22 protein-coding genes are annotated in these 22,593 nt (G+C 56.3%); 8 read left to right on the top strand and 14 right to left on the bottom strand.

The genetic code is table 11. The features are described from left to right. Window positions 1-59 precede the first annotated feature (59 nt). Both dkgA and yqhD read right to left on the bottom strand, forming a co-directional pair. A complete protein-coding gene (gene dkgA, locus AB8W27_RS02950) occupies window positions 60-887 on the bottom strand; it encodes a 2,5-didehydrogluconate reductase DkgA (protein WP_041923940.1) in 828 nt (275 codons plus the stop codon). A 105-nt stretch (window positions 888-992) separates the two neighbouring features. After that, window positions 993-2,156 (bottom strand): alcohol dehydrogenase, encoded by a 1,164-nt coding sequence (gene yqhD, locus AB8W27_RS02955; protein WP_015742527.1) that lies wholly within the window; start codon window positions 2,154-2,156, stop codon window positions 993-995. A gap of 189 nt (window positions 2,157-2,345) precedes the next feature. Here yqhD and AB8W27_RS02960 point away from each other — a divergent pair, with 189 nt between their 5' ends. Beyond that, complete coding sequence (locus AB8W27_RS02960; protein ID WP_041923939.1) at window positions 2,346-3,239, top strand: AraC family transcriptional regulator; 894 nt, start codon at window positions 2,346-2,348, stop codon at window positions 3,237-3,239. Window positions 3,240-3,267: 28 nt separating this feature from the next. Here AB8W27_RS02960 and yghB read toward each other — a convergent pair whose 3' ends face one another. After that, window positions 3,268-3,921, bottom strand: coding sequence for a DedA family general envelope maintenance protein YghB (gene yghB / locus AB8W27_RS02965; RefSeq protein ID WP_015742525.1), 654 nt, complete (start codon window positions 3,919-3,921; stop codon window positions 3,268-3,270). 118 nt (window positions 3,922-4,039) lie between these two features. Further along, the gene (gene metC / locus AB8W27_RS02970) at window positions 4,040-5,227 is read right to left on the bottom strand and encodes a cystathionine beta-lyase (protein WP_041923938.1); all 1,188 of its coding nucleotides are present in this window, start codon (window positions 5,225-5,227) and stop codon (window positions 4,040-4,042) included. Between the two features lie 249 nt (window positions 5,228-5,476). Between metC and exbB the strand changes: the two genes are divergently transcribed. Beyond that, the gene (gene exbB / locus AB8W27_RS02975) at window positions 5,477-6,211 is read left to right on the top strand and encodes a tol-pal system-associated acyl-CoA thioesterase (RefSeq protein WP_041923937.1); all 735 of its coding nucleotides are present in this window, start codon (window positions 5,477-5,479) and stop codon (window positions 6,209-6,211) included. A gap of 4 nt (window positions 6,212-6,215) precedes the next feature. Then, window positions 6,216-6,641: a TonB system transport protein ExbD gene (gene exbD / locus AB8W27_RS02980; protein ID WP_004386053.1), complete on the top strand. Its 426-nt coding sequence runs from the start codon at window positions 6,216-6,218 to the stop codon at window positions 6,639-6,641. 67 nt (window positions 6,642-6,708) lie between these two features. Here the strand turns inward: exbD and AB8W27_RS02985 are convergent, their stop codons facing one another. Continuing rightward, on the bottom strand, window positions 6,709-7,605 hold the full coding sequence (locus AB8W27_RS02985; protein ID WP_007764218.1) for an SDR family oxidoreductase: 897 nt from the start codon (window positions 7,603-7,605) through the stop codon (window positions 6,709-6,711). Between the two features lie 169 nt (window positions 7,606-7,774). Between AB8W27_RS02985 and fucR the strand changes: the two genes are divergently transcribed. Beyond that, a complete protein-coding gene (gene fucR / locus AB8W27_RS02990) occupies window positions 7,775-8,515 on the top strand; it encodes an L-fucose operon activator (protein WP_041923936.1) in 741 nt (246 codons plus the stop codon). Here fucR and AB8W27_RS02995 read toward each other — a convergent pair. Next, on the bottom strand, window positions 8,501-8,920 hold the full coding sequence (locus AB8W27_RS02995; protein ID WP_007764214.1) for a hypothetical protein: 420 nt from the start codon (window positions 8,918-8,920) through the stop codon (window positions 8,501-8,503). The genes fucR and AB8W27_RS02995 overlap by 15 nt on opposite strands. Before the next feature lie 5 nt (window positions 8,921-8,925). Then, on the bottom strand, window positions 8,926-9,327 hold the full coding sequence (locus AB8W27_RS03000) for a hypothetical protein (RefSeq protein ID WP_007764212.1): 402 nt from the start codon (window positions 9,325-9,327) through the stop codon (window positions 8,926-8,928). Between the two features lie 105 nt (window positions 9,328-9,432). Between AB8W27_RS03000 and AB8W27_RS03005 the strand changes: the two genes are divergently transcribed. From AB8W27_RS03005 to AB8W27_RS03015, 3 genes are all read left to right on the top strand, one after another. After that, a complete protein-coding gene (locus AB8W27_RS03005) occupies window positions 9,433-9,933 on the top strand; it encodes an ESA_00282 family adhesion-associated protein (RefSeq protein WP_007764208.1) in 501 nt (166 codons plus the stop codon). Between the two features lie 85 nt (window positions 9,934-10,018). Next, a complete protein-coding gene (locus AB8W27_RS03010) occupies window positions 10,019-10,516 on the top strand; it encodes a TIGR00645 family protein (RefSeq protein WP_007764205.1) in 498 nt (165 codons plus the stop codon). A gap of 160 nt (window positions 10,517-10,676) precedes the next feature. Continuing rightward, complete coding sequence (locus AB8W27_RS03015) at window positions 10,677-11,795, top strand: mechanosensitive ion channel family protein (RefSeq protein WP_015742520.1); 1,119 nt, start codon at window positions 10,677-10,679, stop codon at window positions 11,793-11,795. A gap of 41 nt (window positions 11,796-11,836) precedes the next feature. Here AB8W27_RS03015 and AB8W27_RS03020 read toward each other — a convergent pair whose 3' ends face one another. The 5 genes from AB8W27_RS03020 to AB8W27_RS03040 all read right to left on the bottom strand — a co-directional run bounded on the left by AB8W27_RS03020 (window position 11,837) and on the right by AB8W27_RS03040 (window position 17,211). Further along, on the bottom strand, window positions 11,837-13,219 hold the full coding sequence (locus AB8W27_RS03020; protein WP_015742519.1) for a hypothetical protein: 1,383 nt from the start codon (window positions 13,217-13,219) through the stop codon (window positions 11,837-11,839). A 346-nt stretch (window positions 13,220-13,565) separates the two neighbouring features. Next, the gene (locus AB8W27_RS03025; protein WP_041923935.1) at window positions 13,566-14,945 is read right to left on the bottom strand and encodes a carbohydrate porin; all 1,380 of its coding nucleotides are present in this window, start codon (window positions 14,943-14,945) and stop codon (window positions 13,566-13,568) included. A 160-nt stretch (window positions 14,946-15,105) separates the two neighbouring features. Beyond that, a complete protein-coding gene (locus AB8W27_RS03030) occupies window positions 15,106-15,411 on the bottom strand; it encodes a PTS lactose/cellobiose transporter subunit IIA (RefSeq protein ID WP_007764199.1) in 306 nt (101 codons plus the stop codon). A gap of 143 nt (window positions 15,412-15,554) precedes the next feature. Beyond that, entirely contained in the window at window positions 15,555-16,880 is a 1,326-nt protein-coding gene (locus AB8W27_RS03035; protein WP_041923934.1) for a PTS sugar transporter subunit IIC, read from the bottom strand. A 16-nt stretch (window positions 16,881-16,896) separates the two neighbouring features. Continuing rightward, window positions 16,897-17,211 carry a PTS sugar transporter subunit IIB gene (locus AB8W27_RS03040; RefSeq protein WP_004384873.1) on the bottom strand — a complete coding sequence of 105 codons (315 nt, stop codon included), beginning with the start codon at window positions 17,209-17,211 and terminating at the stop codon, window positions 16,897-16,899. A 290-nt stretch (window positions 17,212-17,501) separates the two neighbouring features. On the opposite strand from AB8W27_RS03040, the gene AB8W27_RS03045 reads away from it, so the two are divergent. Further along, complete coding sequence (locus AB8W27_RS03045; RefSeq protein WP_007764195.1) at window positions 17,502-18,455, top strand: LacI family DNA-binding transcriptional regulator; 954 nt, start codon at window positions 17,502-17,504, stop codon at window positions 18,453-18,455. Window positions 18,456-18,481: 26 nt separating this feature from the next. On the opposite strand, the gene AB8W27_RS03050 is transcribed toward AB8W27_RS03045, so the two are convergent. Together AB8W27_RS03050 and AB8W27_RS03055 are read right to left on the bottom strand one after the other, a co-directional pair. Next, window positions 18,482-19,105, bottom strand: a complete 624-nt coding sequence (locus AB8W27_RS03050; RefSeq protein ID WP_041923933.1) for a DUF2238 domain-containing protein — start codon at window positions 19,103-19,105, stop codon at window positions 18,482-18,484. A 260-nt stretch (window positions 19,106-19,365) separates the two neighbouring features. Continuing rightward, entirely contained in the window at window positions 19,366-22,479 is a 3,114-nt protein-coding gene (locus AB8W27_RS03055) for an autotransporter domain-containing protein (RefSeq protein ID WP_041923932.1), read from the bottom strand. Between the last annotated feature and the right edge of the window lie 114 nt (window positions 22,480-22,593).

Consider the following 22,593-nt stretch of genomic DNA (forward strand, 5'->3'; position numbering starts at 1 on the left):
CGTCCGTAAACAGGCTTGCGTAGTATGCTGTTTTTTCTGTTTGCCGCCAACCGTCGCGATTAACCGCCGAACTGTTCCGGATCCGGGCCGAGGCGTTTGCCCTGGTCGAGTTTTGCGATTTCGCTCAGCTCGTCTTTATCCAGGCGGAAATCCCAGACGTTAAAGTTTTCGGCGATACGCGCCGGGGTGACGGATTTCGGGATAACGACCAGACCGCAGTCGAGATGCCAGCGAATCACAATCTGCGCCGGGGTCTTGCCATATTTATCCGCCAGTTCGCGAATGATTTTCTGGTCAAACACGCCTTCGCCGCCCTGCGCCAGCGGGCTCCAGGATTCCGTCTGGATCTTGTGCGTGGCGTTCCAGGCGTGCAACTGGCGCTGTTGCAGCAGCGGGTGCAGCTCAATCTGGTTGATAACCGGCGTCACGCCCGTTTCATCGATGATCCGTTGCAGGTGCTCAACGTTAAAGTTACAGACGCCGATGCTCTTGATAAGCCCTTCCTGCTGAAGCTCAATCATGCCTTTCCAGGCATCGACATAGCGGTCGATAGCCGGTACCGGCCAGTGCATCAGATAGAGATCCACATAGTCGAGTTGCAGCTTTTCGAGGCTCTCTTCCAGCGCTTCGCGCGGACGCTTCTGGTCGTCGTTCCAGAGTTTGGTGGTAATGAATAACGCATCGCGCGCAATGCCCGCGCTTTTCAGCGCGTCGCCCACGCCTTGTTCATTCTTATAGGCCGCTGCGGTATCGATGGAGCGGTAGCCCACTTCCAGCGCTTTATGGATAGCGGTGACGACATCATCGTTGGTCGCCTGCCATACGCCGAGGCCGAGCTGGGGCATCAGGTTGCCGTCATGCAGCTTAATTACGCCTGGATTTGCCATATTTCCTCCTTTTGAGCTAACACACCGGGGCAAACTGCCCCGGCGCAAGTCAGTGAGTTAAGTCTGGTCGAAATAGCCAAAAACGAAAGTTCGCAGGCAAAAAGCTTAGCGGGCGGCCTCGTAAATGCGGCGGCTCACGTCGAGCGTAATATCCTGGTGCTCGCCAAGCGCGGTGAGGCCGTGCTCTTCAAGCTTCGCCAGCAGCGCCGGGATGGAGCTGCCATCCAGACCGTAATCGCTCAGGCGGGTCGGGGCGCCCATGGTTTCGAAGAAGCGGCGAGTGGCGGCAATCGCGGCATCGATGCGTTCATCGTCGCTGCCCTCAGTAATATTCCAGACGCGCTCTGCGTATTGCAGCAGTTTGGCGCGCTTCTCATTGCGCTTCTCGTTCCAGAGCGCCGGCAGCACGACCGCCAGCGTCTGGGCGTGATCCAGGCCGTGCATCGCGGTCAGTTCATGGCCGAGCATATGCGTCGCCCAGTCCTGCGGCACGCCTGCGCCGATAAGGCCGTTCAGCGCCTGGGTGGCGGCCCACATCAGGTTGGCGCGCACGTCGTAGTTTTCCGGCTCGTTCAGCGCCTTCGGGCCCTCTTCGATAAGCGTCAACAGGATGCCTTCCGCGAAGCGGTCCTGGATTTTGGCGTTTACCGGATACGTGACGTACTGCTCCACGGTGTGAACAAAGGCGTCCACCACGCCGTTCGCCACCTGACGCGGCGGCAGGGTGTAGGTGTAAACCGGGTCGAGAATGGCGAAACGCGGCTGAACATACGGAGAGTGGAATGCCTGTTTGTCGCCGGTGGCGCGACGCGAAACGACCGCGCCTTTGTTTGATTCCGAGCCGGTCGCAGGCAGCGTCAGGACGGAACCCATCGGGATGGCGCTGGCGATTTCACTGCCGCGGGTTTCGAGGATATGCCACGGATCGCGCGATGACGGATAGTGCGCGGCGGCCGCGATAAATTTGGTGCCGTCGAGCACCGAACCGCCGCCGACGGCCAGTAAAAACGTCACTTTTTCTTTACGCACCAGGTCAACGGCGTTCATTAGCGTCTCGTAAGACGGGTTAGGCTCAATGCCGCCAAACTCCAGCACGTCGAGGCCGTTCAGCGCGCTATGCACTTGATCCAGCACGCCGGTTTTTTTGACGCTGCCGCCGCCGTAAGTCACCAGTACGCGGCTGTCGGCCGGAATGAGCGCGCGCAGCTCGCTGATGGCGCCTTTGCCAAAGGCGATATGGGTCGGGTTATGGAGGTTAAAGTTGTTCATCGAATACTCCTCAGGGAAGAAACGTCACGCAACGGCGTGGAAGGTTGAAGACTATTCTCGGCGCGGGAGCGCGCAGCCTCAATGCTCATTCCTGCCTTTCTCTTGCCCATTTCTCTTTGACTCTGGAGAAAACCATTTTTTTTGCGCACACTGAACGCCGGATTAAAGGGCGAACGGGAGCCGCTGTTCATGAACCGCGATGCAGTGTGTCGGAATATCACCGATGAGATTAAACGACTAAAAGAGAAAGAAAAAACGCTGAGTTTTTTGCCGCCGGAGGTGCGCCTGCTGTACGGTACGACGCCCGGCGCGCGCACGCCGGTGATTTATCAGCCTGGCATCATATTTCTCTTTTCCGGCTATAAAACGGGTTATCTCAACGATAAGGTTTTCCGTTACGATCCGCGTGAATATTTACTGCTGACAGTGCCGCTGCCGTTTGAGTGCGAGACCTTCGCCACGCCTCAGGAGCCGCTCGCGGGCATCCGCATTAATATCGATCTGCTCCAGCTTCAGGCGCTGGTGATGGAGATTGGCGAGGATGACCACTTTCGGCCCGCGCCCTGTTCCTGCGGGATTAATTCCGGCGTGCTGACCGATGAGATTCTCTGCGCCGTCGAGCGGTTGCTGGAGGTGCTGGAAACGCCGCTGGATGCGCGCATTCTGGGTAAACAACTGGTGCGCGAAATCCTCTATCACGTATTGAAAGGGCCGGGCGGCGGGGCGCTGATGGCGCTGGTAAGCCGCCAGACGCATTTCAGCCTGATAAGCCGCGCGCTAAAACGCATTGAAACGCGCTACGCCGAAAGCCTGACGGTGGAGCAACTGGCGGCGGAAGCCAACATGAGCGTGTCGGCGTTTCACCATAATTTCAAAGCGGTAACCAGCACCTCGCCGCTGCAATACCTGAAAACCTGGCGGTTGCAGAAAGCACGGCTGCTGATAGCGCATAACGGCATGAAGGCCAGCGCGGCGGCGATGCAGGTGGGGTATGAGAGCGCGTCGCAGTTCAGTCGTGAATTTAAACGCTATTTTGGGGTGACGCCGGGAGAGGATGCCGCGCGCCTGCGCGCGCTGTCGTGAGCGGAGCCTGCGCTCCGCCGGGAAAGTCTTAGTGCGCTTTTTTCTTTAATACCACCAGCAGCGCGCCGAGCAGGCCAATCACCAGCAGCGCGATGGGCAGGATCATCAGGAACGTCATCACCTGATCTTCATGGCGTTTCACGAGCGGGATCATGCTGAGCGCATAGCCAAAGCCGGTGACCACGCCGACCCAAATCACGGCGCTCAGCCAGTTGAAGATCTGGAAGCGGCGGTTAGAAAGCCCGGAGATGCCCGCCATGGTGGGCAGCAGCGTGCGCACAAACGCCAGGAAACGGCCGCTCAGCAGCGCCAGCAGGCCGTGACGATCGAACATGCAGGTGGCGCGGTGATGATATTTCGCCGGTAATTGCGCAAGCCAGCCGCGCACGATGCGGGTATTGCCGAGCCATCTCCCTTGTACGTAGCTCAGCCAGCAGCCGAGGCTCGCCGCAGAGGTGAGGATCACAAGCGTCGGTACAAAATCCATGACGCCCTGGGCTATCATCGCGCCCGCCAATAACAACAGGCTGTCGCCCGGCAGAAACGACGCCGGCAGCAGACCGTTTTCTAAAAACAGCGTGGCAAACATCACGCACCAGACAACGCCAACGACATGCGGGTCCGCCAGCGCGGCAAAATCGTGATGCCAGAGCGCAGCGATAATATCCTGGATAACAGCCATGGGAGATCCTGTGGAACAGCGGAATTGCCCCTATTGTACCCTTAAATGTATCGCCGCATCTGCACTACAGCTTCAACAAACCCTCTCTTTTCCTGGGATAAGTCGTTTTTTTTTCACTTCAGGCGATGCGACGGAAGGCTTCGTCCAGATCGGCGATTAAATCTTCCACGTTTTCGAGCCCAATGTGCAGGCGCACCAGCGTGCCGCTAAAGTCGACGCCGCCCGCCGGACGGATCGCCGCGAGCTCCTCCGGTTGGTTGGCGAGGATCAGCGATTCATAGCCGCCCCAGGAATAGGCCATGCTGAAGTGCCTGAAATTATCGAGATAACGCGCCAGTTCCGCGTCGCTCAGTCGTTTATCGAGAATAAAAGAGAAGAGGCCGCTGGCGCCGCTGAAATCGCGCTTCCAGAATTCATGGCCTTTACTGCCCGGCAGCGCCGGATGATTCACGCGCGCCACCTGCGGATGCGCCGCCAGCCACTGCGCCACGCGCAGACCGCTTTCATGATGCTGGCGCAGGCGCACCGCCAGCGTGCGCAGGCCGCGGCTGGTGACATACGCCGTATCGGCGTCCGCCATCTGGCCCATTAAATAAGCGTTCTCGCGAAGCGTCTCCCAGCAGCGGGCGTTAGCTACGGCGGTGCCTATCATTGCATCGGAGTGCCCCACCAGATATTTGGTGCCTGCCTGTATCGAGATATCGACGCCGAAATCGAGCGCCTTAAAGAGAATGCCCGCCGCCCAGGTGTTGTCCATCATAATAATGGCGTCCGGCGCGACGCGACGCACCGCCGCGACAATCGCGGGCACGTCATGCACTTCCATCGTGACAGAACCAGGCGATTCCAGAAACACCACTTTGGTGTTGGGCTGAAGGTGCTGCGCGATGCCCTCGCCCGCCAGCGGATCGAACCATGTGGTCGTGACGCCGAATTTCGTCAGAATTTTGGTGCAGAAATCCTGGGTCGGCTCATACGCGCTGTTGGTCACCAGCACGTGATCGCCTTGTTCGACAAACGCCAGAATCGTATTGGCGACCGCCGCCGCGCCGCAGGGAAACAGCGCGCAGCCTGCGCCGCCTTCCAGCTCGCACATCGCCTCCTGAAGCGAAAAGTGGGTCAGCGTGCCGCGCCTGCCGTAAAACAGTTCGCCCTGCGCGCGCCCGGCTGTGGCCTGCTTCTTCGCGTCGACGCTGTCAAACACCAGCGATGACGCACGCTGAATCACGCTGTTCACCGAGCCTTGCGTGTAACGTTTTGCGCGTCCGGCCTGGATCAGCGCCGTCTCAATGTGTTTGTCGGTCATGGATTTCCCCTGTCTGAACGTCTGGATGTCTAAACCTACGTTACCACGGAAAATCGCCGCCGCCTCGCGCTGATTTCGTTATGATGCAAAAGATGAAAAAACATCATCTGAACGCCTTTCCTGTCTGAGCGCAAAGAAAAAAAAGCGGCGCTGGCGCACCATGCAAATACTAATGAGAACTACTATCAATTCGATGTCATTTTGATATCATTGTGAGCAGTTTTGTGACTTTCGTCCTGGAGATGCACAGTGGGAAATAATTTGATGCAGACGGATCTTTCCGTCTGGGGCATGTATCAACATGCCGACATCGTAGTGAAAATCGTCATGATTGGCCTGATTCTGGCCTCCGTCGTAACCTGGGCGATTTTCTTTAGCAAAAGCGTTGAGCTGTCAGGCCACAAACGCCGCCTTAAGCGCGAACAGCAGGAGCTGGCTGGCGCCCGCACGCTGGACGACGCGCGTGAAATGGCCGAACGTTTCGGCCCGAAAAGCCTGAGCGCGCGTCTTATTGAAGAAGCGCAGAATGAGCGTGAACTGTCGGCGGGTTGCGAAGATAACGAAGGCATTAAAGAGCGCACCGGTTTTCGTCTTGAGCGTCGCGTCGCCGCGGCGGGGCGTCACATGGGGCGCGGCAACGGTTATCTCGCGACCATCGGCGCGATTTCGCCGTTCGTCGGACTGTTCGGCACCGTGTGGGGCATCATGAACAGCTTTATCGGCATCGCCCAGTCGCAGACCACCAACCTCGCGGTCGTGGCGCCGGGTATCGCCGAAGCGCTGCTCGCGACGGCCATCGGTCTTATCGCCGCTATCCCGGCGGTGGTTATCTATAACATCTTCGCGCGCACGATCGGCGGCTATAAAGCGACGCTCGGCGACGTGGCCGCCCAGGTGCTGCTGCTGCAAAGCCGCGATCTGGATCTTGAGGCGAGCGCGCACGCGCAGCCGGTGCGTACTGCTCAAAAACTGCGTTTAGGTTAATCCTATGGCGATGCGTTTTAACGAAAATCTCGATGATAACGGCGAAATGCACGAAATTAACGTCACGCCGTTTATCGACGTGATGCTGGTGCTGCTGATTATCTTTATGGTGGCCGCGCCGCTCGCGACGGTTGATGTGAAGGTGAACCTGCCGGCGGCGTCCAGCGAGCCGCAGCCGCGTCCGGAAAAACCGGTTTATCTGTCGGTGAAGGCGGATAAAACGATGTTTATCGGCAACGATCCGGTGACGCGGGATTCCATGATTAGCGCGCTCGACGCCCAGACCGGCGGCAAGAAAGACACCACGATTTTCTTCCGCGCGGATAAAACCGTTGACTACGAAACCATGATGAACGTGATGGATACGCTGCATCAGGCGGGCTATCTGAAAATCGGGCTGGTCGGCCAGGAAGTGACGAAGGCGAAGTAACGCTTAAGCCTTCAGGCAAAGAAAAAGCGCGGCCTGTGCCGCGCTTTTTTATTGTCCCGAATGGGGGTTAGCTCAGATGTTCGCCGCCGGTCACGCCGTGAACCTCAGCGGTAACGTAGCTTGACTCCTGGCTTGCCAGATACACATAAATCGGCGCCAGTTCAGCCGGCTGGCCTGCGCGCTTAAGCGGCGTCTGCTGGCCGAACTGCGGGATTTTCTCCTGCGGCTGGCCGCCGCAAATCTGCAGCGGTGTCCAGATTGGGCCAGGCGCCACGATATTCACGCGAATGCCTTTTTCCGCGACCTGTTTGGCAAGCCCGCGGCTGTAGTTAAGGATAGCGGCCTTGGTGGACGCATAATCCAGCAGGTGCGGGCTTGGCTGATACGCCTGAATAGACGACGTCGTAATAATGCTCGCGCCCGGTTTCAGGTGCGGCAGCGCTTCCTGGGTTATCCAGAACAGGGCGAACACGTTGGTCGCATAGGTTTTCTGGAACTGCTCGCTGGTCAGATTCGCGATATCTTCCACCGCCGTCTGTTTACCGGCCACCAGCGCCAGGATATCCAGCCCGCCCAGTTCTTTAATGGCGCGATGCACCAGATCGCGGGCAAATTTCTCATCGGTCAGATCGCCTGGGATCAGCACCGCTTTGCGGCCTGCCTCTTCAATCAGCGCCTTGACCTCTTCGGCGTCCTGCTGCTCGTCCGGGAGGTAGTTCAGCACCACGTCCGCGCCTTCTCGCGCGTAAGCAATGGCGGCAGCGCGACCGATACCGGAATCGCCCCCTGTCACCAGTGCCTTACGATCCTGAAGACGCCCGCTGCCCTTGTAGCTTTTCTCACCACAGTCCGGCACCGGCTCCATTTTGGCCTGAATCCCCGGCGCAGGCTGTTTCTGCTTTGGATATTCCCCGGTGAAATACTGGGTCGTCGGGTCCTGGATCTTGTTCTGGTCGTTCGCCATAAGTTCCTCCTCGTTATCAAAGCGTCCTTTAAGGGTAGTGCCTCATGCTGCGCTGGCGGAAATTATCAGGATTTTCTGTATTTCCGGCGCGGGCCGGTTCTCCTTTTCGCGAGCCTGCTGCAATAATGAACAGCAGGCAACCCAGACGCGTTATCGACGGAGCAGCAGGATGAAACATGAGCGTCAGCAGAAGATTATCAGGCTCTTATGGGCGCATGAGGCGCTGACGACCCAGGCGCTGGCAAGTCGCCTTGCTGTGAGCCACGAGACCATCCGGCGCGATCTGAGCGAACTTCAGCGCGCCGGGAAGATTCTGCGCAGCCACGGACGCGCGCGGGTGCTGCGTCGCGATGTGCAAAGCCATGACGATCCGTTTCAGGCGCGCCTCAAGAGCCATCATGCGCATAAGTTGGATATCGCGCGCAACGCGCTGAACTGGCTCGACGCCGGTATGGTGGTGGCGCTCGACGCCAGTACCACGTGCTGGTATCTGGCGCGTCAGTTGCCGGACGTGCCGCTCACGATTTTCACCAACAGCGTGCGGGTCGGGCAGGAGGTCGCCAGGCGTGAGCAGATAACGCTTATCAGCACGGGCGGCATTCTGCATCGGCAGGCGGCCTGTTATGAAAACCCGTCGCTGCCTGCGCTGCTTAAGCATATCGATATCGATCTGTTTCTGTTTTCGTGTCAGGGCATTGATGAGGCAGGCGGCATCTGGGACGCGCGCTCGTGGAATGCGGAATATAAAACGCTGTTGCTGCGCCGGGCGGCGCAATCGCTGTTGCTGATAGACCGTAGCAAACGCAATCGTACCGGCGAGGTGCAAATCGGAACACTGGAACAGGTGACGGAGGTGATAACGCAGGAGGAAAACGGCGGACAGAAAGCGGGCGCGCTACTTGTCGGGTGAGGCGGCGGGCGTTTCAGGAAGCGGCGTAACGGAAGAGGTCTGGTAGCTACCTTCGGCGAGCTTGCGGCTTAGCATCAGCGTTTCGGCTTCCTGCGCTTTAATCTGCTGATAATGCTCTTCTATCGCCGCCATCATTTGCGCGCGCAGCTGCGGATGGCGATTCATTATCTCTTCCAGTACGGCGCCATAGACCTCTTCTTTTACCAGAAACGGATAGATTTCGCGGCGATTCTGCCATTTCAGTTGCACCAGGGCAGCCGGGATCATTAGCACGGCCCGGGTATACCCGGCTATGGCTTCATTTTTTTCATTAATCAGCGCCTGCAAATTCTGACTTAAGATAAATTTCTGTTCTTCTTGCTTATCTAAAGTGAAATATTGGTGGCTGGAGGTTATTTCCGTCACGCCAGTTAATCCTCGAACTTATAAAAAACGGGGGCGTCTTTTTCCTGGGTAATGAGATTAAGCCAAATTTTATTACCCGCTTCATTTATCTGCGCGGTTTTGGTGGCGATCAGCTCAGCCAATTCTTCAGCGCTAATAGCATTATCTTCGACCAGTTTATTCAGGACTTTAGTGTACGCCTCAATTTTAACCACACTGAGCAGGCGTGCTTTAATATGCCGGTCGCGTTCTTCCAGCAGTACGTTGCCGCTCTGGCCCGCCAGAGATTTGCCGCTCAATATGTCCGTTTCATATTCTTCGAGCTTTGGCTTTCCCTGAGTTAAATTTTCGCTATTTTGTTCGCCAGAGGAGTGGTTGTCGGGTGTGGGAATACGATAACGCGCCGGCACAAGATTGTCGGGCAACATTGATGTTATTTCCTTTTATATCAGAAGGATAAAGAAATACGCCGGATGGTTTTCGTTGACAATAACATGCCGTAAAATTAAAATCAAAAAAAACGGAGCCTGCGCATGAACAGTATTTTTTATTCTGTCATTACCTTGCTGCTGCTTTTAAGCGGCGTGCTTTTTTTTATGAAAGAAAATGGTGCCAATAAACCAGACAACGGTTCTGGCGCAGACCCGATCCCGCCGCGTAACAAAGAAGAGGGTGAAGACCATTTCTCCGCGTTACTTAACGCAATTACTCCGTTGTGGTACTGGCGCGTTAATCACGAATATATTGATTTTACTAACGCCACCATTAAAAAAATGACATTTGAAGAGCTCAACGCCACACCGGGTTTATTTGAGGCGCAGCGCCGTTGCAGTAATCTTAATTCAGCGGTTTATAAATATTACGATAATTTAAAAAAACGCTGTCTGAACGGTGAGTTAGTCACCTTCTCCGATATCGAAGTGCTCAACCTGCGCCACTGCTTCCATGAATTCAGCCAGGAGGCGTATCCGCAACTGGTGGCCATCGTCTGGCCGGAGTATGAGCGCCCGCAGGTGGATATCACGCTGGTCTGAACGCCGTAGCCCTGGCGCCGCTGTTGTCAGACCATCGTCTCTGTGCGTTATACTGAAAGCCATTCTGGCTATTTTTCAGGACGCTATGGAACGCTTTATCGAAAACGCAATGTACGCCTCGCGCTGGCTGCTGGCCCCGGTTTACTTCGGGCTTTCTCTCGCTTTACTGGCGCTGACCGTCAAATTCTTCCAGGAAATTATCCACGTTCTGCCGAACATTCTGTCTGTCGCCGAGTCGGATCTGATCCTGCTGTTACTGTCGCTGGTCGATATGACGCTGGTAGGCGGGCTGCTGGTGATGGTGATGTTTTCCGGTTATGAAAACTTTGTCTCTCAGCTCGATATTCATGAAGGTAAGGAAAAGCTGAGCTGGCTTGGCAAAATGGACGCCAGTTCGCTGAAGAATAAAGTGGCGGCGTCGATTGTCGCTATCTCTTCCATTCACCTGCTGCGCGTTTTTATGGATGCGAAGAACGTACCGGATAATAAACTGATGTGGTATGTGATTATCCACCTTACGTTTGTCCTGTCGGCGTTCGTTATGGGGTATCTGGATAAAATCTCCCGCGGTAAAGGGTATTAACCCGACCGGCCCGTGAACCTTACGCTTTAATTGCGCGATTAAGCCCCTTCTGATGAAGGGGCTTTTTTATGGGGAGTACCGTTATAACCCAATGAAAAAGGGGCGCTTAGCGATGGTCTATACTCAGGTTTCACTTTAGGGCAGCCGACAAGGAGGAAGGATGGAGTACATTCTGCACACCAATTTTTTGCGCCTGATGACATCATTAACGTTCTGGGGAAATGTCTTGCTGGTGCTGGCGATAACTGCCGTCACTTACTGGGTCGTGAGTAAAATCATCGATATACTGCACAAGCGCATCGCGCGCTGGGCGGAGGAGCACAACAACAGCACCGCGTATAAAGTCTTTCTCGACGTGCTGAGAAAGACGCGGCGCATTCTGATTCTGATTGCCGCGTTTCTCTTCAGTTTGCAGTTTGTCAGCCTGCCTGACCGGACGCACAGTACGATTTCCCACGCCTGGTTCCTGGTGCTGGCGTTGCAAATCGCGCTCTGGTTCGATCAGGCGGTACAGTCATGGTTGCGCCACTCGCTAATGCGCCCAGGCACGCATCGCAACCCGGTGACGACGATTATTCTGGGGCTGATGATCCGCGCGTTGATCTGGGCCGTGATGCTGCTGTCGATCCTCGCCAATGCCGGGGTCAATATCACCGCGCTGGTGGCGAGCCTCGGGGTCGGCGGTATCGCCATCGCGCTGGCAGTGCAGACGGTGCTGAGCGACGTGTTCGCCTCGCTTTCAATTGGCTTCGATAAGCCGTTTGAAATTGGCGATTTCATCGTTTTTAACGACGTGTCCGGCACCATTGAACATATCGGGCTGAAAACCACGCGCATCCGTAGCTTAAGCGGCGAGCAGATCGTCTGCGCGAACGCCATCCTGCTTCAGCAGACGATCCACAACTATAAGCGTATGCAGACGCGCCGCATCGTATTTACGTTTGGCGTCTCGCTCTCCACGCCGCCCGAAAAACTGCGCCAGATTGGCCCGATGGTGAAGTCGATTATTGAGAAGAGTGGCGATACTCGCTTCGACCGCGCCCACTTTGCCACTTTCGATCAGGATCGCCTGACCTATGAAGTGGTGCACATCATTAATACGGCGGATTACAACCAGTACATGGATCTGCAGCAGGAGATCAACCTGCGCATCATGGAAGGGCTACAGGAGCTGGGCGTGCGGCTGGCGCTGCCAAGCCGTGTGATTATCCAGCCTGACGCGCCGGAAGAGGAAAAACCGCAGGAGGGCACGCTGCAGACGCAGCCACAGACTCACTAAAACCGTGAGCGCGGCGGGACTAAACCGCCGCGCATATAGGTTTACGGGTAAGCCTGCAGCCACTGAGTCATATGCTTAACATCGTTTGCACTCAGCCCTTCAGCACTTTTTTTAATCTCTGCTTCAAGCGTGTTGCTTCTCCGGGTATGGCCCTCGCGCAACTGACGGTAAATCTGGTAAAGCCGGGCGAGTTTGAGGGGACGCTGTGTATTGAAGGGTTTACGGGCTCGTTTTGAGCCACGCAGCACGTGTCTTAATAACGTGAGGTTAAGCTTCCAGACGGAAAAACGCAGCTGAGCGAGTAACGATAGCACTCTCAGCGACAGATGAAACTCTTGCTCGTCGCTAAGCGTCAGCGTATGTCCTGCCGCATGGGTCACCGGCAGGGATGATTCGAGGTTAACCAGCAGATTATAAAGACCCTGTTCAGACTTACGGTAAGTCGTAATTTTTTTCATCGCCTGCGGTTTATCAACGATTAACGCCAGCTGCTCTAGCTTCGCCAGCCTGTTTAAGCAATCTTCATGCGCCGCCCTATAGTTTTCCAGGTTGTGTTTACGCAGGGTGGCGATCGATTCCTTCAACGTGCTGTCCAGCTTATCCAACTGATAGCCCTTACGCGCCTGGTTGACATGCAGCGGCAGCCAGCCTTGCGCGCGCGGATCGTCGAGATGCAGTCCACTTGCGATGGCCGTATCCGCTAAAGCGTCGGTATTCACAAACGCCCCCTGAACTTCATACAGACCGACGGCATGCTGGGCCAGTGACGCAGGCGAGACCAGCGCCGGATCTCTAGGCGGATCAAATAACGTCAGCCCGATTTTTTCGTAGTACACCGCGACCAGTTCGGAGCAAAAGAGCGTTTTGCGACCATGTTTTTTACTGGCGACCCTATCAATACCCTGAAGCATGACGCTGTAGAGGCGGCGCACTGCGGGTGGGTGACGGCTGGCGTCAGCCAGGCGATGCAGATAAGCGTAATCGCTATAGAACCAGTCGTTTCGCATCTCTTCTGCAGCCTGTTTCGCGATGCTTTCGGGAACCGACCCGATATCCCTGTGACGCAGCAGTTTGCAATGACGTGGATTGCCTGGCATAAGCCAGACATCACTCTTTACTCCCTCATTATCAATGGTGATGACAGGAAGGTCGGTAAATCCTATGCCGTGCCCATCGGCCTCCGCCAGGCGTACCGGCTGAAACTGCTCCCCGCTATGCATCCAGAGCGCCGCGTGTGAAAACAAACTCCCATCGGCAAAGCGGATCCCTGCGCTCTGTAACCCGGTGTTCTGCACCAGCAAAATGTCGCCCGGCCTGACAGCGGATACTTTCAACCACCAGCGATGCGCTTTAATGCGGGGCGCTTCCAACGTCAACGGTTGAAAATTAAGGGGGGCACGCGGTGCACTGGAGAGCTTATTCATGACAAGGCATCCTGCAGAGTAAGAAAGGAAAAGTGTAATGCGCCGGACGGCGAGTGATGACAGGGATTAGGTCAGTACAAGACACACACTTTCTGTCAAATATCCCATCGGAATACGGCCTGTTTCTGCCAGCAAATCGCGCGCGATGATGTGCCGCATTCTCGGGCGTTGCAGCGTCAGGTCACAGACAGGCATGACACGCTTTCTCATGTCACCCTGCGACCGGAAACGTGGCTCGCAAGAGAGATGACGTATACCGGTTCATTGTTGCAGTGTTTGCATCTGACGTCAGCCCATGAAAAAAGGGAGGGAGACCGCGCGACGTGCGCCGCGCGGCAGGGAGTTATTACCACCAGGCTTCCCACATCGCGCCGATGTTCAGGGAATCAAGCGTGGTGTCGTCGGTATTGTTGACGCGCGCGGTGCGTTTGTTATCCACCTCGCCGCCAGTGACGTAGAAGCGCAGCATCGGGCGGAATTCCGGGCCCATGGCGATAGACATATTCTGCGAGAGCGTCACTTTCCAGCCGTCGTTATCGCCGCCTTCCTGATAATCGACGCGCTGCCAGCCCGCTTCCAGCCAGGTGGAGTGAACGTCGTTCCAGAAATACATCGGGCGCACGATGGCGTTGTAATTGCGGCGGTTATCGCGGTCATCGCGGTCGTTATCGTAATCGTGGAACGCCAGCAGATACTCCACCTGCGCCTGTTGCGTGAATTTATGCAGCCCTTCAAAGCTCGCATACACCGTGGTCAGATCGTCAGTTTTGTTATAAACGCTGTTATCTGAATTGTCGGAGTAGCGGGCGATAAGCTTATTCACGCCGCTGTCATTAGTGTGGCTCAGCACCACGCCGCCCTGCCAGGCTTTCAGGCGATCGTCGCGATCCACGGCTTTTGAGTCGAAGCCGTAGTTGGCGTACAGCTCCAGATCGAGCGGGCCGACTTTCATACCGTGAATTTTAGACGTCGCCGCGTAGTTGCCTTTGTCGCCCGTGCCGGAGCCGCCGGTACAGGAGATGCGCGACGGGTTCGCCTCGTCTTCCATCACTTCCGGGCTACAGGATTCCACGGCGGCCACGACCGCGACATCAAACTGCACGCCGCCCAGATCGAAGTTTTTCACCCCGGCGCCCTGGCCGTCGTGGTTCATCCAGAAGTAGTCGTTAATGCCCTGTTGCGGACGCTGGTGGAAATCGCGACCAGCCCAGAAATAGGCGTTCGGGTTGGATTCCAGCAGGTTAGTGACGCCCGCGTAGGCTTTTTTCAGGTTCACCTCGTCGCCCCAGTGGTCAAACATCACGTTGACATCCCAGATGGCGCCGTTGCCGCCTTTAAAGGCTTTCGAGAGCTGGAATTCGCCGCCGTTGCCTTCGTTGCCGAGACGACCAATCGCGGAGGCGCCGTTATAGGAGCCGTCGACCGCCACATATTTCTGGTCGCCGCTCTGGTAATGCGCGCCATAGCGGGCGTAACCGGTGAACTTCACGCCGAACGGGATAGCCAGATCCGGCGTCTGGGCGGGGCTTTGCGGCTCGGTGACCACATCGGCTTTCTTGTTCATGGCGGCGTCGATTTTTGCCTGGCGCTCGGCCAGCGCCTTATCCACGGCCTTCGCCACCATGGCGTCAATCTGTTCCTGAGTGTATTCCTGAGCGAGCACAGATACCGGGCAAAGCGCGGCGATAACCGCCATGGCTAATGGAAGTTTTTTTAACGTAGTCATAATTATCTCTTTATCGTCACTATTATTAAGACAACAGCTTTCCCTTCTGGCGAGTCAGAATTAATGCGCTATCATCGGGAAAGCGTATTTACGTCGTTTCGGGTACAGCGGTTTATTTATCGCCCGCAGAATGGCTTCTGCCGCGAATAAAATGTTTTATTTACTGACGCTGATATAAATGCATCAGCTCTTCAGAAAATTCGCGCGCCAGCAGGGAATTCATTAAATGATCCTGCGCGTGCACCATAATTAAGGTCATCGGCTGGCGGCCTTCGCCCGCGTCCTGCTCAATAAGCTTCGTCTGCATCTTGTGCGCCTGCCGGGCGTAGCCGTCGGCTTCGCGCAGCAGATGTTGCGCCTCGCTGAAATTACCCGCCCGCGCGGCGTGCAGCGCCTCAAAGCAGAGGCTGCGCGACTGTCCCGCATTGACGATGATTTCCATTACCGCTTCTTCCAGTGCAATCATGTTGTATTACTCTTCATTAATGAAAGGGAATGACAGGACGTCACCGTCCCCGCAGGGCGAAATACCGCCACGCGTTGAGTGCTTATTCTTTTCCGGATTCCGGCACCGTTATTTCCTGTGCGCCTTCCCTGGCGCGGCCGTGATTATCCGGTCACGGTTTGCGCCTGAGGGGCGGCGTTACGCGCTTTCAGTTCTTCGGTTTTCATCAGCGAGCGTTCATAAGCGCGCAGGAACGGCAGGTAAATCAGCGCCGACATCACCATACAGATAAGGCACATCACCACCGGCGCCAGCGCCCAGTTGGCGGCCCAGGACGCGCCGATGGGGGCCGGGGTCGTCCAGGGCGTGAGCGACACGACCTGCTCGATCAGCCCCAGCCGGGTGGCGGTCCAGGCGAGAACGGCGTTCACCAGCGGCACGCAGACGAACGGAATAAACAGGATCGGGTTCATAATAATGGGCGCGCCGAAGAGGATCGGTTCGTTGATATTAAAAAAGCTCGGCACGATGCCCATTTTGCCGATGGTGCGCAGGTGCGTCGCACGGCTTTTCAGCAGTAAAAACGCCAGCGGCAGGGTACAGCCGACGCCGCCGATCAGCAGGTAGTGATCCCAGAACCCCTGCAGATAAGTGTGCGGCAGCGCGGCGCCTGCGGCCAGCGCCGCCTGGTTGGCCGACAGATTCGCCATCCAGAATGGGTTCATGATGCCGGTGACGATAAGCGAGCCGTGAATGCCCGCAAACCAGAAGATCTGGCACAGCAGCACAGAGAGCAGCACCGCGGGCAGGGAGTCGGACGCGGAGACCAGCGGCTCCAGCAGATGCATGATCGCCTGCGGCATGATCATGCCGGTTTGCGCTTCAATAAACAGGTTCAGCGGATGCAGCGTTCCCATCACCGCCATCACCGGGATAAGGATCTCAAACGAGCGCGCCACGCCGGTCGGCACCTCTTTCGGCAGACGAATGGTGACCTTATGCTCCTTGAGCCACGCATAGACGCGGGTGGAATAAATCGCCGTAATCAGCGCGGTGAAAATGCCCTGGCCGGAGAGATACTGCGTGGAGATTTTGCCATCGGCATAAGGCGCCGCCACCAGCAGAAACGCCATAAAGGCCAGCAGGCCCGCCATCACCGGATCGAGCTGGAACTGACGCCCCAGGCTCGCGCCGACGCCGACGGAGATAAAAAAGGTCATTACGCCCATGCTGAGATTAAACGGCAGCATTAGCTGTTCCCGATACGTCTGCGAGAAATCGAGCCAGGCGCGGGCAAAGCCGACCGTGGTATCGGCAGAGAACGGCGGGAAGATAAACACCAGCATAAACGAGCCGATAATCATAAACGGCAGCGCCGCGGTGAAGCCGTCGCGAATGGCGATAACATATTTCTGCTGGCCGAGTTTCCCGGCGAGCGGCGTAATCGTCTGTTCAATGACGGCAACCATCGACTGATATAAAGAACTCATGGGCGAGATCCTGTTTCTAATGCGCGGCTTCAATAAGCGAGAGCGCGTAATCCAGCACTTTGTCGCCACGCTGCATTCCGTAATCCATCATGTCGATGGCCTGAACAGGAATGCCGTGAGCGGCAGCCTTTTGCGACAGCGTCGGTAACATATACTTCACCTGCGGCCCGAGCAGCACCACCTGATACTTTGGAAACTGCGTATCAAATTCGGCAACGCCCCAGGCTTCAATCTGTACGGGAAGGTCCCGTTCTCCTGCCGCGTCAACCATCTTTCTCACCAGCAGACTGGTGGACATCCCCGCAGAGCAACACAGCATAATCTTGTACATGGTCTCATCCTTAAATGTAAAAACTTATTGCGGAGATGATTGGATAGGATATGGAAACCGATTTCCATTTATAAAAAAGAGAAGTGTGAAACCCGTCATGATCTCCGCCCTGTCGCGCGAATTAATTGGATTTGCATCACAGCTTTTCGGGCGAAATGCGTAGTACGGACACGAAACGGAAAATCGGTTTCCATGATTTCGGGAAACGGATATACTTCAACCGGTTATCATCTGAACAATTTTTGATGAAAGTTTGACGCAGAAAGCCAGGTTTCTGCCAGGGGAAAAAGATGTCAACAATCAACGATGTATCGCGTCTGGCCGGGGTGTCGAAAGCCACGGTGTCACGGGTGTTGAGCGGATCACGCGGCGTCAAGGAAGCCAGCCGTCAGGCCGTGCTGAAAGCCGTGGATGAGCTCAATTACCGGCCAAACGTTATCGCGCAGTCGCTGTTGAGCCAGAGCACCGGCTGCATCGGCGTTATCTGCGCGCAGGAGAATATCAACCAGACGACGGGCTACCTGTACGCGCTGGAAAAACAGCTCAGCCAGCACCAGAAACACCTGCTGCTGCGCTTCGCCAACAGCAAGCATGAAGTCATGAACGCGCTGGACGAACTCACCAGCGGCCTGTGCGACGATGTGCTGATTATCGGCGCGCGGTTTCCGTTAAATATCACCCAGGAAAATGTGATCCTTGTGGACTGCATGGAGAGCGAAAACGCCCCCAGTCTGCATTACGATCACGCCTTCGCCGTGGAAACCGCCTGTAACTATCTGATTCGGCAAAATCGTCGCCAGATAGCCCTGATTTATCCGCAGGGCAATGGCTTCGCCGACCAGGTGTTGCTCGGCTATAAACTGGCGCTGGAGCGTAACTTCCTGCCGTTTAACCGCAACCTGGTGTTTATGGATGCGACCTCTTCCTCCGTGGCGTTACAGGAACTGCTGAATAACGCCACCACGCTCAATTTCAACGCGCTGCTGGTGGCGGATGACCAGGAGGCGCAGCGGGTGATCCCGCAGCTCCAGGCCTTCAATAAATCCGTACCGGACGACATTATGGTCTTCAGCCTCGCGGGCACGCTGCAAATGCCCGGCGTGCCGACCATTCCGGCTATCGAATATTCGATGGATGTGATGGCCGCGCGCATTGTGGGCTGGCTGAACGAGAAGACGCAGGATGTGCTGGGCAGCGGCGTACTGCGCGGCGATCTCTTCCTGCCGGAAATGCGCAAGCGCTAAACGCATCAGGCCGCCTGCGGGCGGCTTTATGGTCTGCGCGCTATCCGTTTAAGCTGGCGGGTATGGCCGCGCGCCAGCGCAAAGACTGAGATAAACGCGCCGAGGAGCGCGCAGAGCATATCCGCCTGGGTATCCCATTCGTCGCCCTGCGTACCGAGAAAATCATCGGCGTCTTTGCCGAGCGCCAGCGCCACCCACCACTCAATCAGCTCGTAAAAGGCGCTGATAGCAAGCGTCACGCAACAGACCAGAAACGCGAGCATTTTCGCGCCGAACCGGTAGCCGCCGCGCGCCAGCACTTCCCGCGCCGAGAGCGATATCACCAGCCCCTGCAACACATGGCCGAACCTGTCATACGGGTTGCGCGCCATCCCGAACCACTCCTGCACCATGAACCCCACGGGCACGCGCGCGTAGGAATACATGCCGCCGACGATAAGCGACACGCAGCCGATGAAAATCAACGCATAGAGCAGCGGCGTCAGCGGATAGCGTTTTGCGGTCGCCCACAGCACCGGCACCACGATAAACACCGGCATCACTTCCATGAGCCAGGTCAGCCTGCGTTCGGTGGTGAGCGCGGTGAGAATAAGCAGCAGCGCCAACAGCCATGTGCCGACAGAGAGATACAGCGGGCGGGAGAGAGGCATCAGCGATCCTTCACTTAAGTCAATATACGGTTTCGTTGAACGGCGTAAAAACAACGCCGGAAGCGCGGCGCTGGCCCCGTGCAACGGTGAACGTTTTTATTAAGGGTAGACGCACTCCCGCGCAGGTTCATGATTAAACCGACCCGTCGCGTTCGGCAAGAAAGGGGAGAGCAGGGCAAAGGCGACAGAAACGCGCGGGGGAAGCCTGAAATAAAAAACGGGGCCGCTTACCGGCCCCGTGGGTTTTACAGCGTTAGCACTCAGAACGATTTGTTCAGACGCAGGCTGAAGGTGTGCGCCTGGTAACGCTCGCCTGCCTGGAGATCGTAGCGGGCGTCAATGCTCAGGTCGTTAGCGTTAAACAATGTACTGCCGACCGACAGACCCGCCATATCCTTAACCGGCGCCGCGCCTTTGGTGGTGAACTGCGTCTCGCCAATGGTGTCTGCGGCGTAGGTCGCGGTGTTGCTCGTGCGACGGTGGTCATACTCGTGGATCCAGGAGACTTGCGCGAACGGCGTCAGGCGGCCAAAACCGGTGTCGATGCCTTTCTCGATGCGCGCGCCAAGGTCGCTGGTGACCGACTGCGTGTGCGACGAACCTACGTCCAGCGCCATGCCGTTGCCGCCGCTCTCTTTATAACCATCCACGTGCTGATAACCGTAAGTCAGGCCCGCCATCGGGGTGAGGACAACCTCAGCCGGCAGCGTGAACGGGTAGCCGAATTCGCTTTGCAGCGTCACGGACTGACCGTTGAACTTGCCGTTTGCCGTGCCGGAGAAGCCGGTGAAGTCGGCGCGACGAACCGTGTCGTAGTTCTGACGAGTCAGCGCGGCAGAGAGGTTCATAAACCACGGGTCGCCTGAGTAGCCGGCATACCCAATCACGCCATAGTTATTCGCCGTCGAGTTGTTGCCGCTCAGGTTATCTTTACCGTGTACGGAGGTGTTGCTGTAGTTCAGCGCCGCACCCACGCGCCAGTCTTCGGCGACGGTACGATCCGCGCCAAACAGCAGGCCGCCGAATTTCGCGCTGTACCCACTCACTTCGCTGGTGCTGTCCTGACGGGCATAACCGCCGTACGGTTGAGCCCAAACGATCCAGTCGCTGTAGCCGTCACCGGTGGAGACGCCGCTCAGGCCCGCTGTCTGCGGCGTGCGGATAGTGTCCAGATGATTGCCGACGACACCCATTGCGGTGGACGTCGCCACGCCGCTCGCCGTGCTGACGCTGATATTCTGACTGGTGGACAGACGCTCGCCCACGCGGTTGGCTTCTTTCGTGCCTTCAATCGCCAGCGAGGCGTTGTAAAGCTCAAGCAGCTGCGGCGCGATGCCGGAGTAATGGGCCAGACCGCTCAGCGACGACGTCGCGTTCGGGGTCGTCGGGCCTGGTTTGGCCGCTGGCGGAGCAGGCGGAGTGACCACGACCGGTGGCTTGCCGACAACCGGCGGCGTTACCACTGGCGGTTTTCCGACGACAGGCGGGGTGCCATCAACCGGCGGTTTCTCAACGACCGGCGGCGTGACAACAGGCGGCGTCGGCGCTTTTTGCAGCGTTACGACCAGCGCGCTGTTCGCCTCGTCAACATAGGTTGAGCCTGTGACCAGACCGTCATAACCCACTGCCTTATACGCCAGTTTGTCAGCGTTATAGTTCGTGCCGTTGGTGTTGGCGTTAATCACCACATAGCGCTGGCCGGGCGCAAACTTATAGGTGTTGCCGGAACGGGCAAGCGATACGGTGGAGCCTTGATCTACGGTGGCGGAGCCCGTGACATTCAGGCGGCCATAACCGGTGTCCTGCGCGATATCGCCGCCGGCTGACGCCGTGTCGCTCACGCCGAGGATAAGCGCCGCGCCAGCGTTCTGGTGGTAATTGCCGGTAATAGCGATCGGGGCGTTAACCTGAAGCTGAGCGGCATCGTTAAGGACGGTGCCGACGGTGCCGGTATTGCTGTCATCGCTTGAGAGGCTTTGCATCGAGAGACTGGCAATATTAATGTTGTCATTCAGCAGCATTGAGCCGGAGCGGAAGATAACGTCGCCGTTGCTGGTAATCACGCCGATGCTGTCAGTGCTGGAAACTGTCTCGTCATCGCTAACAATACGTGTGCCCGTGAGAACGCCCTGCTTATCCGTGCCGCCGATAAATTCCAGCGCTGCGCCGCCGTTGGCTATGATATTGCCTTCAATAACGCCGCTGTTGGTGATAGTCAGCGCGGAGGTGGTATTGCCCTGGCTATAAATAGCATTGCCTTTGCCGGTAATCGTCCCGTTATTGGTAATGACCGTGCTGGCGCCGTTATTGCCTGCGATATAAATACCCTGGCTGCTGCCGTTAATCGTGCCGTTGTTGATCAGCGTAATCGCTGAAGTTTGAGTATTATAATTCGTGGTATAAAAGCCATAACTGCCGCTGATAGTGCCATTATTAATAATGGTGCTGGCGGACGTCTCGTTATTGGTATTGTTTACGCTATAAAGACCTACCAGGTTGCCAGTGATATCGGCGTTATTAGTCAGCGTATCAATATGGCCCATGTTATACACGCCAATATAGCTACTGGTGATATGCCCGTCGTTGATTAACGATTTAATAACACCTGTGTTGGTATTGAAAATACCTGAATTATAATAACTGTTGTTAGTATTAACGTTACCGATAGTGCCGGTGTTATGCAGCGTATTAATAGTGCCCGCGTTAGAAACTGCGCCGCTGCTATAATTGTACCCGCTGGTATTGGTGGTGGTAGTGGAGTTAATAATGCCTGCGTTTTCCAGCAGATCGATTTTGCCACTGTTATTCACGCCGGTTCTGCCCGTAATGACGCCTGATGTGACATTTTTCAGGGTGCCGAGCGTACCGCTGTTAGTTATGCCGCCCTGACTATAGTTGCCGCCATAATTATAGTAGGAGTCAGGGCCTTCAATCGTACCGCTGTTAATCAGTGTGCCGACCTGGCTTGTTTCAGTCAGGTTAATGGCGCTGCCGGAGTAATAATTATTGCTGGCGGCGGTCATTTTAATGCTACCCGAGTTATCGATAGTATCGATCGTGCCCTCGTTTTTCAGGCCGTAAGAATAGGTGTTGGTATTCAGGCTGTTGCCTTCAGCAGATATTGTGCCGTCGTTATCGAGTAAACCGACCGCGACGCCCTGACCGATGCTGAGCGCCGCGCCTGAATTACTGAACGCCGACCCGGTATTCGTTACCTGAACCCGGTCGTAGGAGGCGGAGAGCTGAACATCAGATTGCTGGTCGGAAATTGTGTAGTCGCTCGACACCGCAAAAGCATAAGGCGCCAGCAGTCCCTGGGCAGAGGTTAACGCTACCAGCAAGGTTCCTTGCTGACTAAACCGTGATTTCTTCATGATGTACCGTGCGATGTCGCGCTTAAGGTTAAGGGAAAGAGCCGTTATGTGTTACGTTCCGATTTGTCTGCTTACATTCCGTTGCGCGATACACATTTGCTGGCAAAGAAAACG

Source organism: Cronobacter turicensis, assembly GCF_041222865.1.
Lineage (GTDB): Bacteria > Pseudomonadota > Gammaproteobacteria > Enterobacterales > Enterobacteriaceae > Cronobacter > Cronobacter turicensis.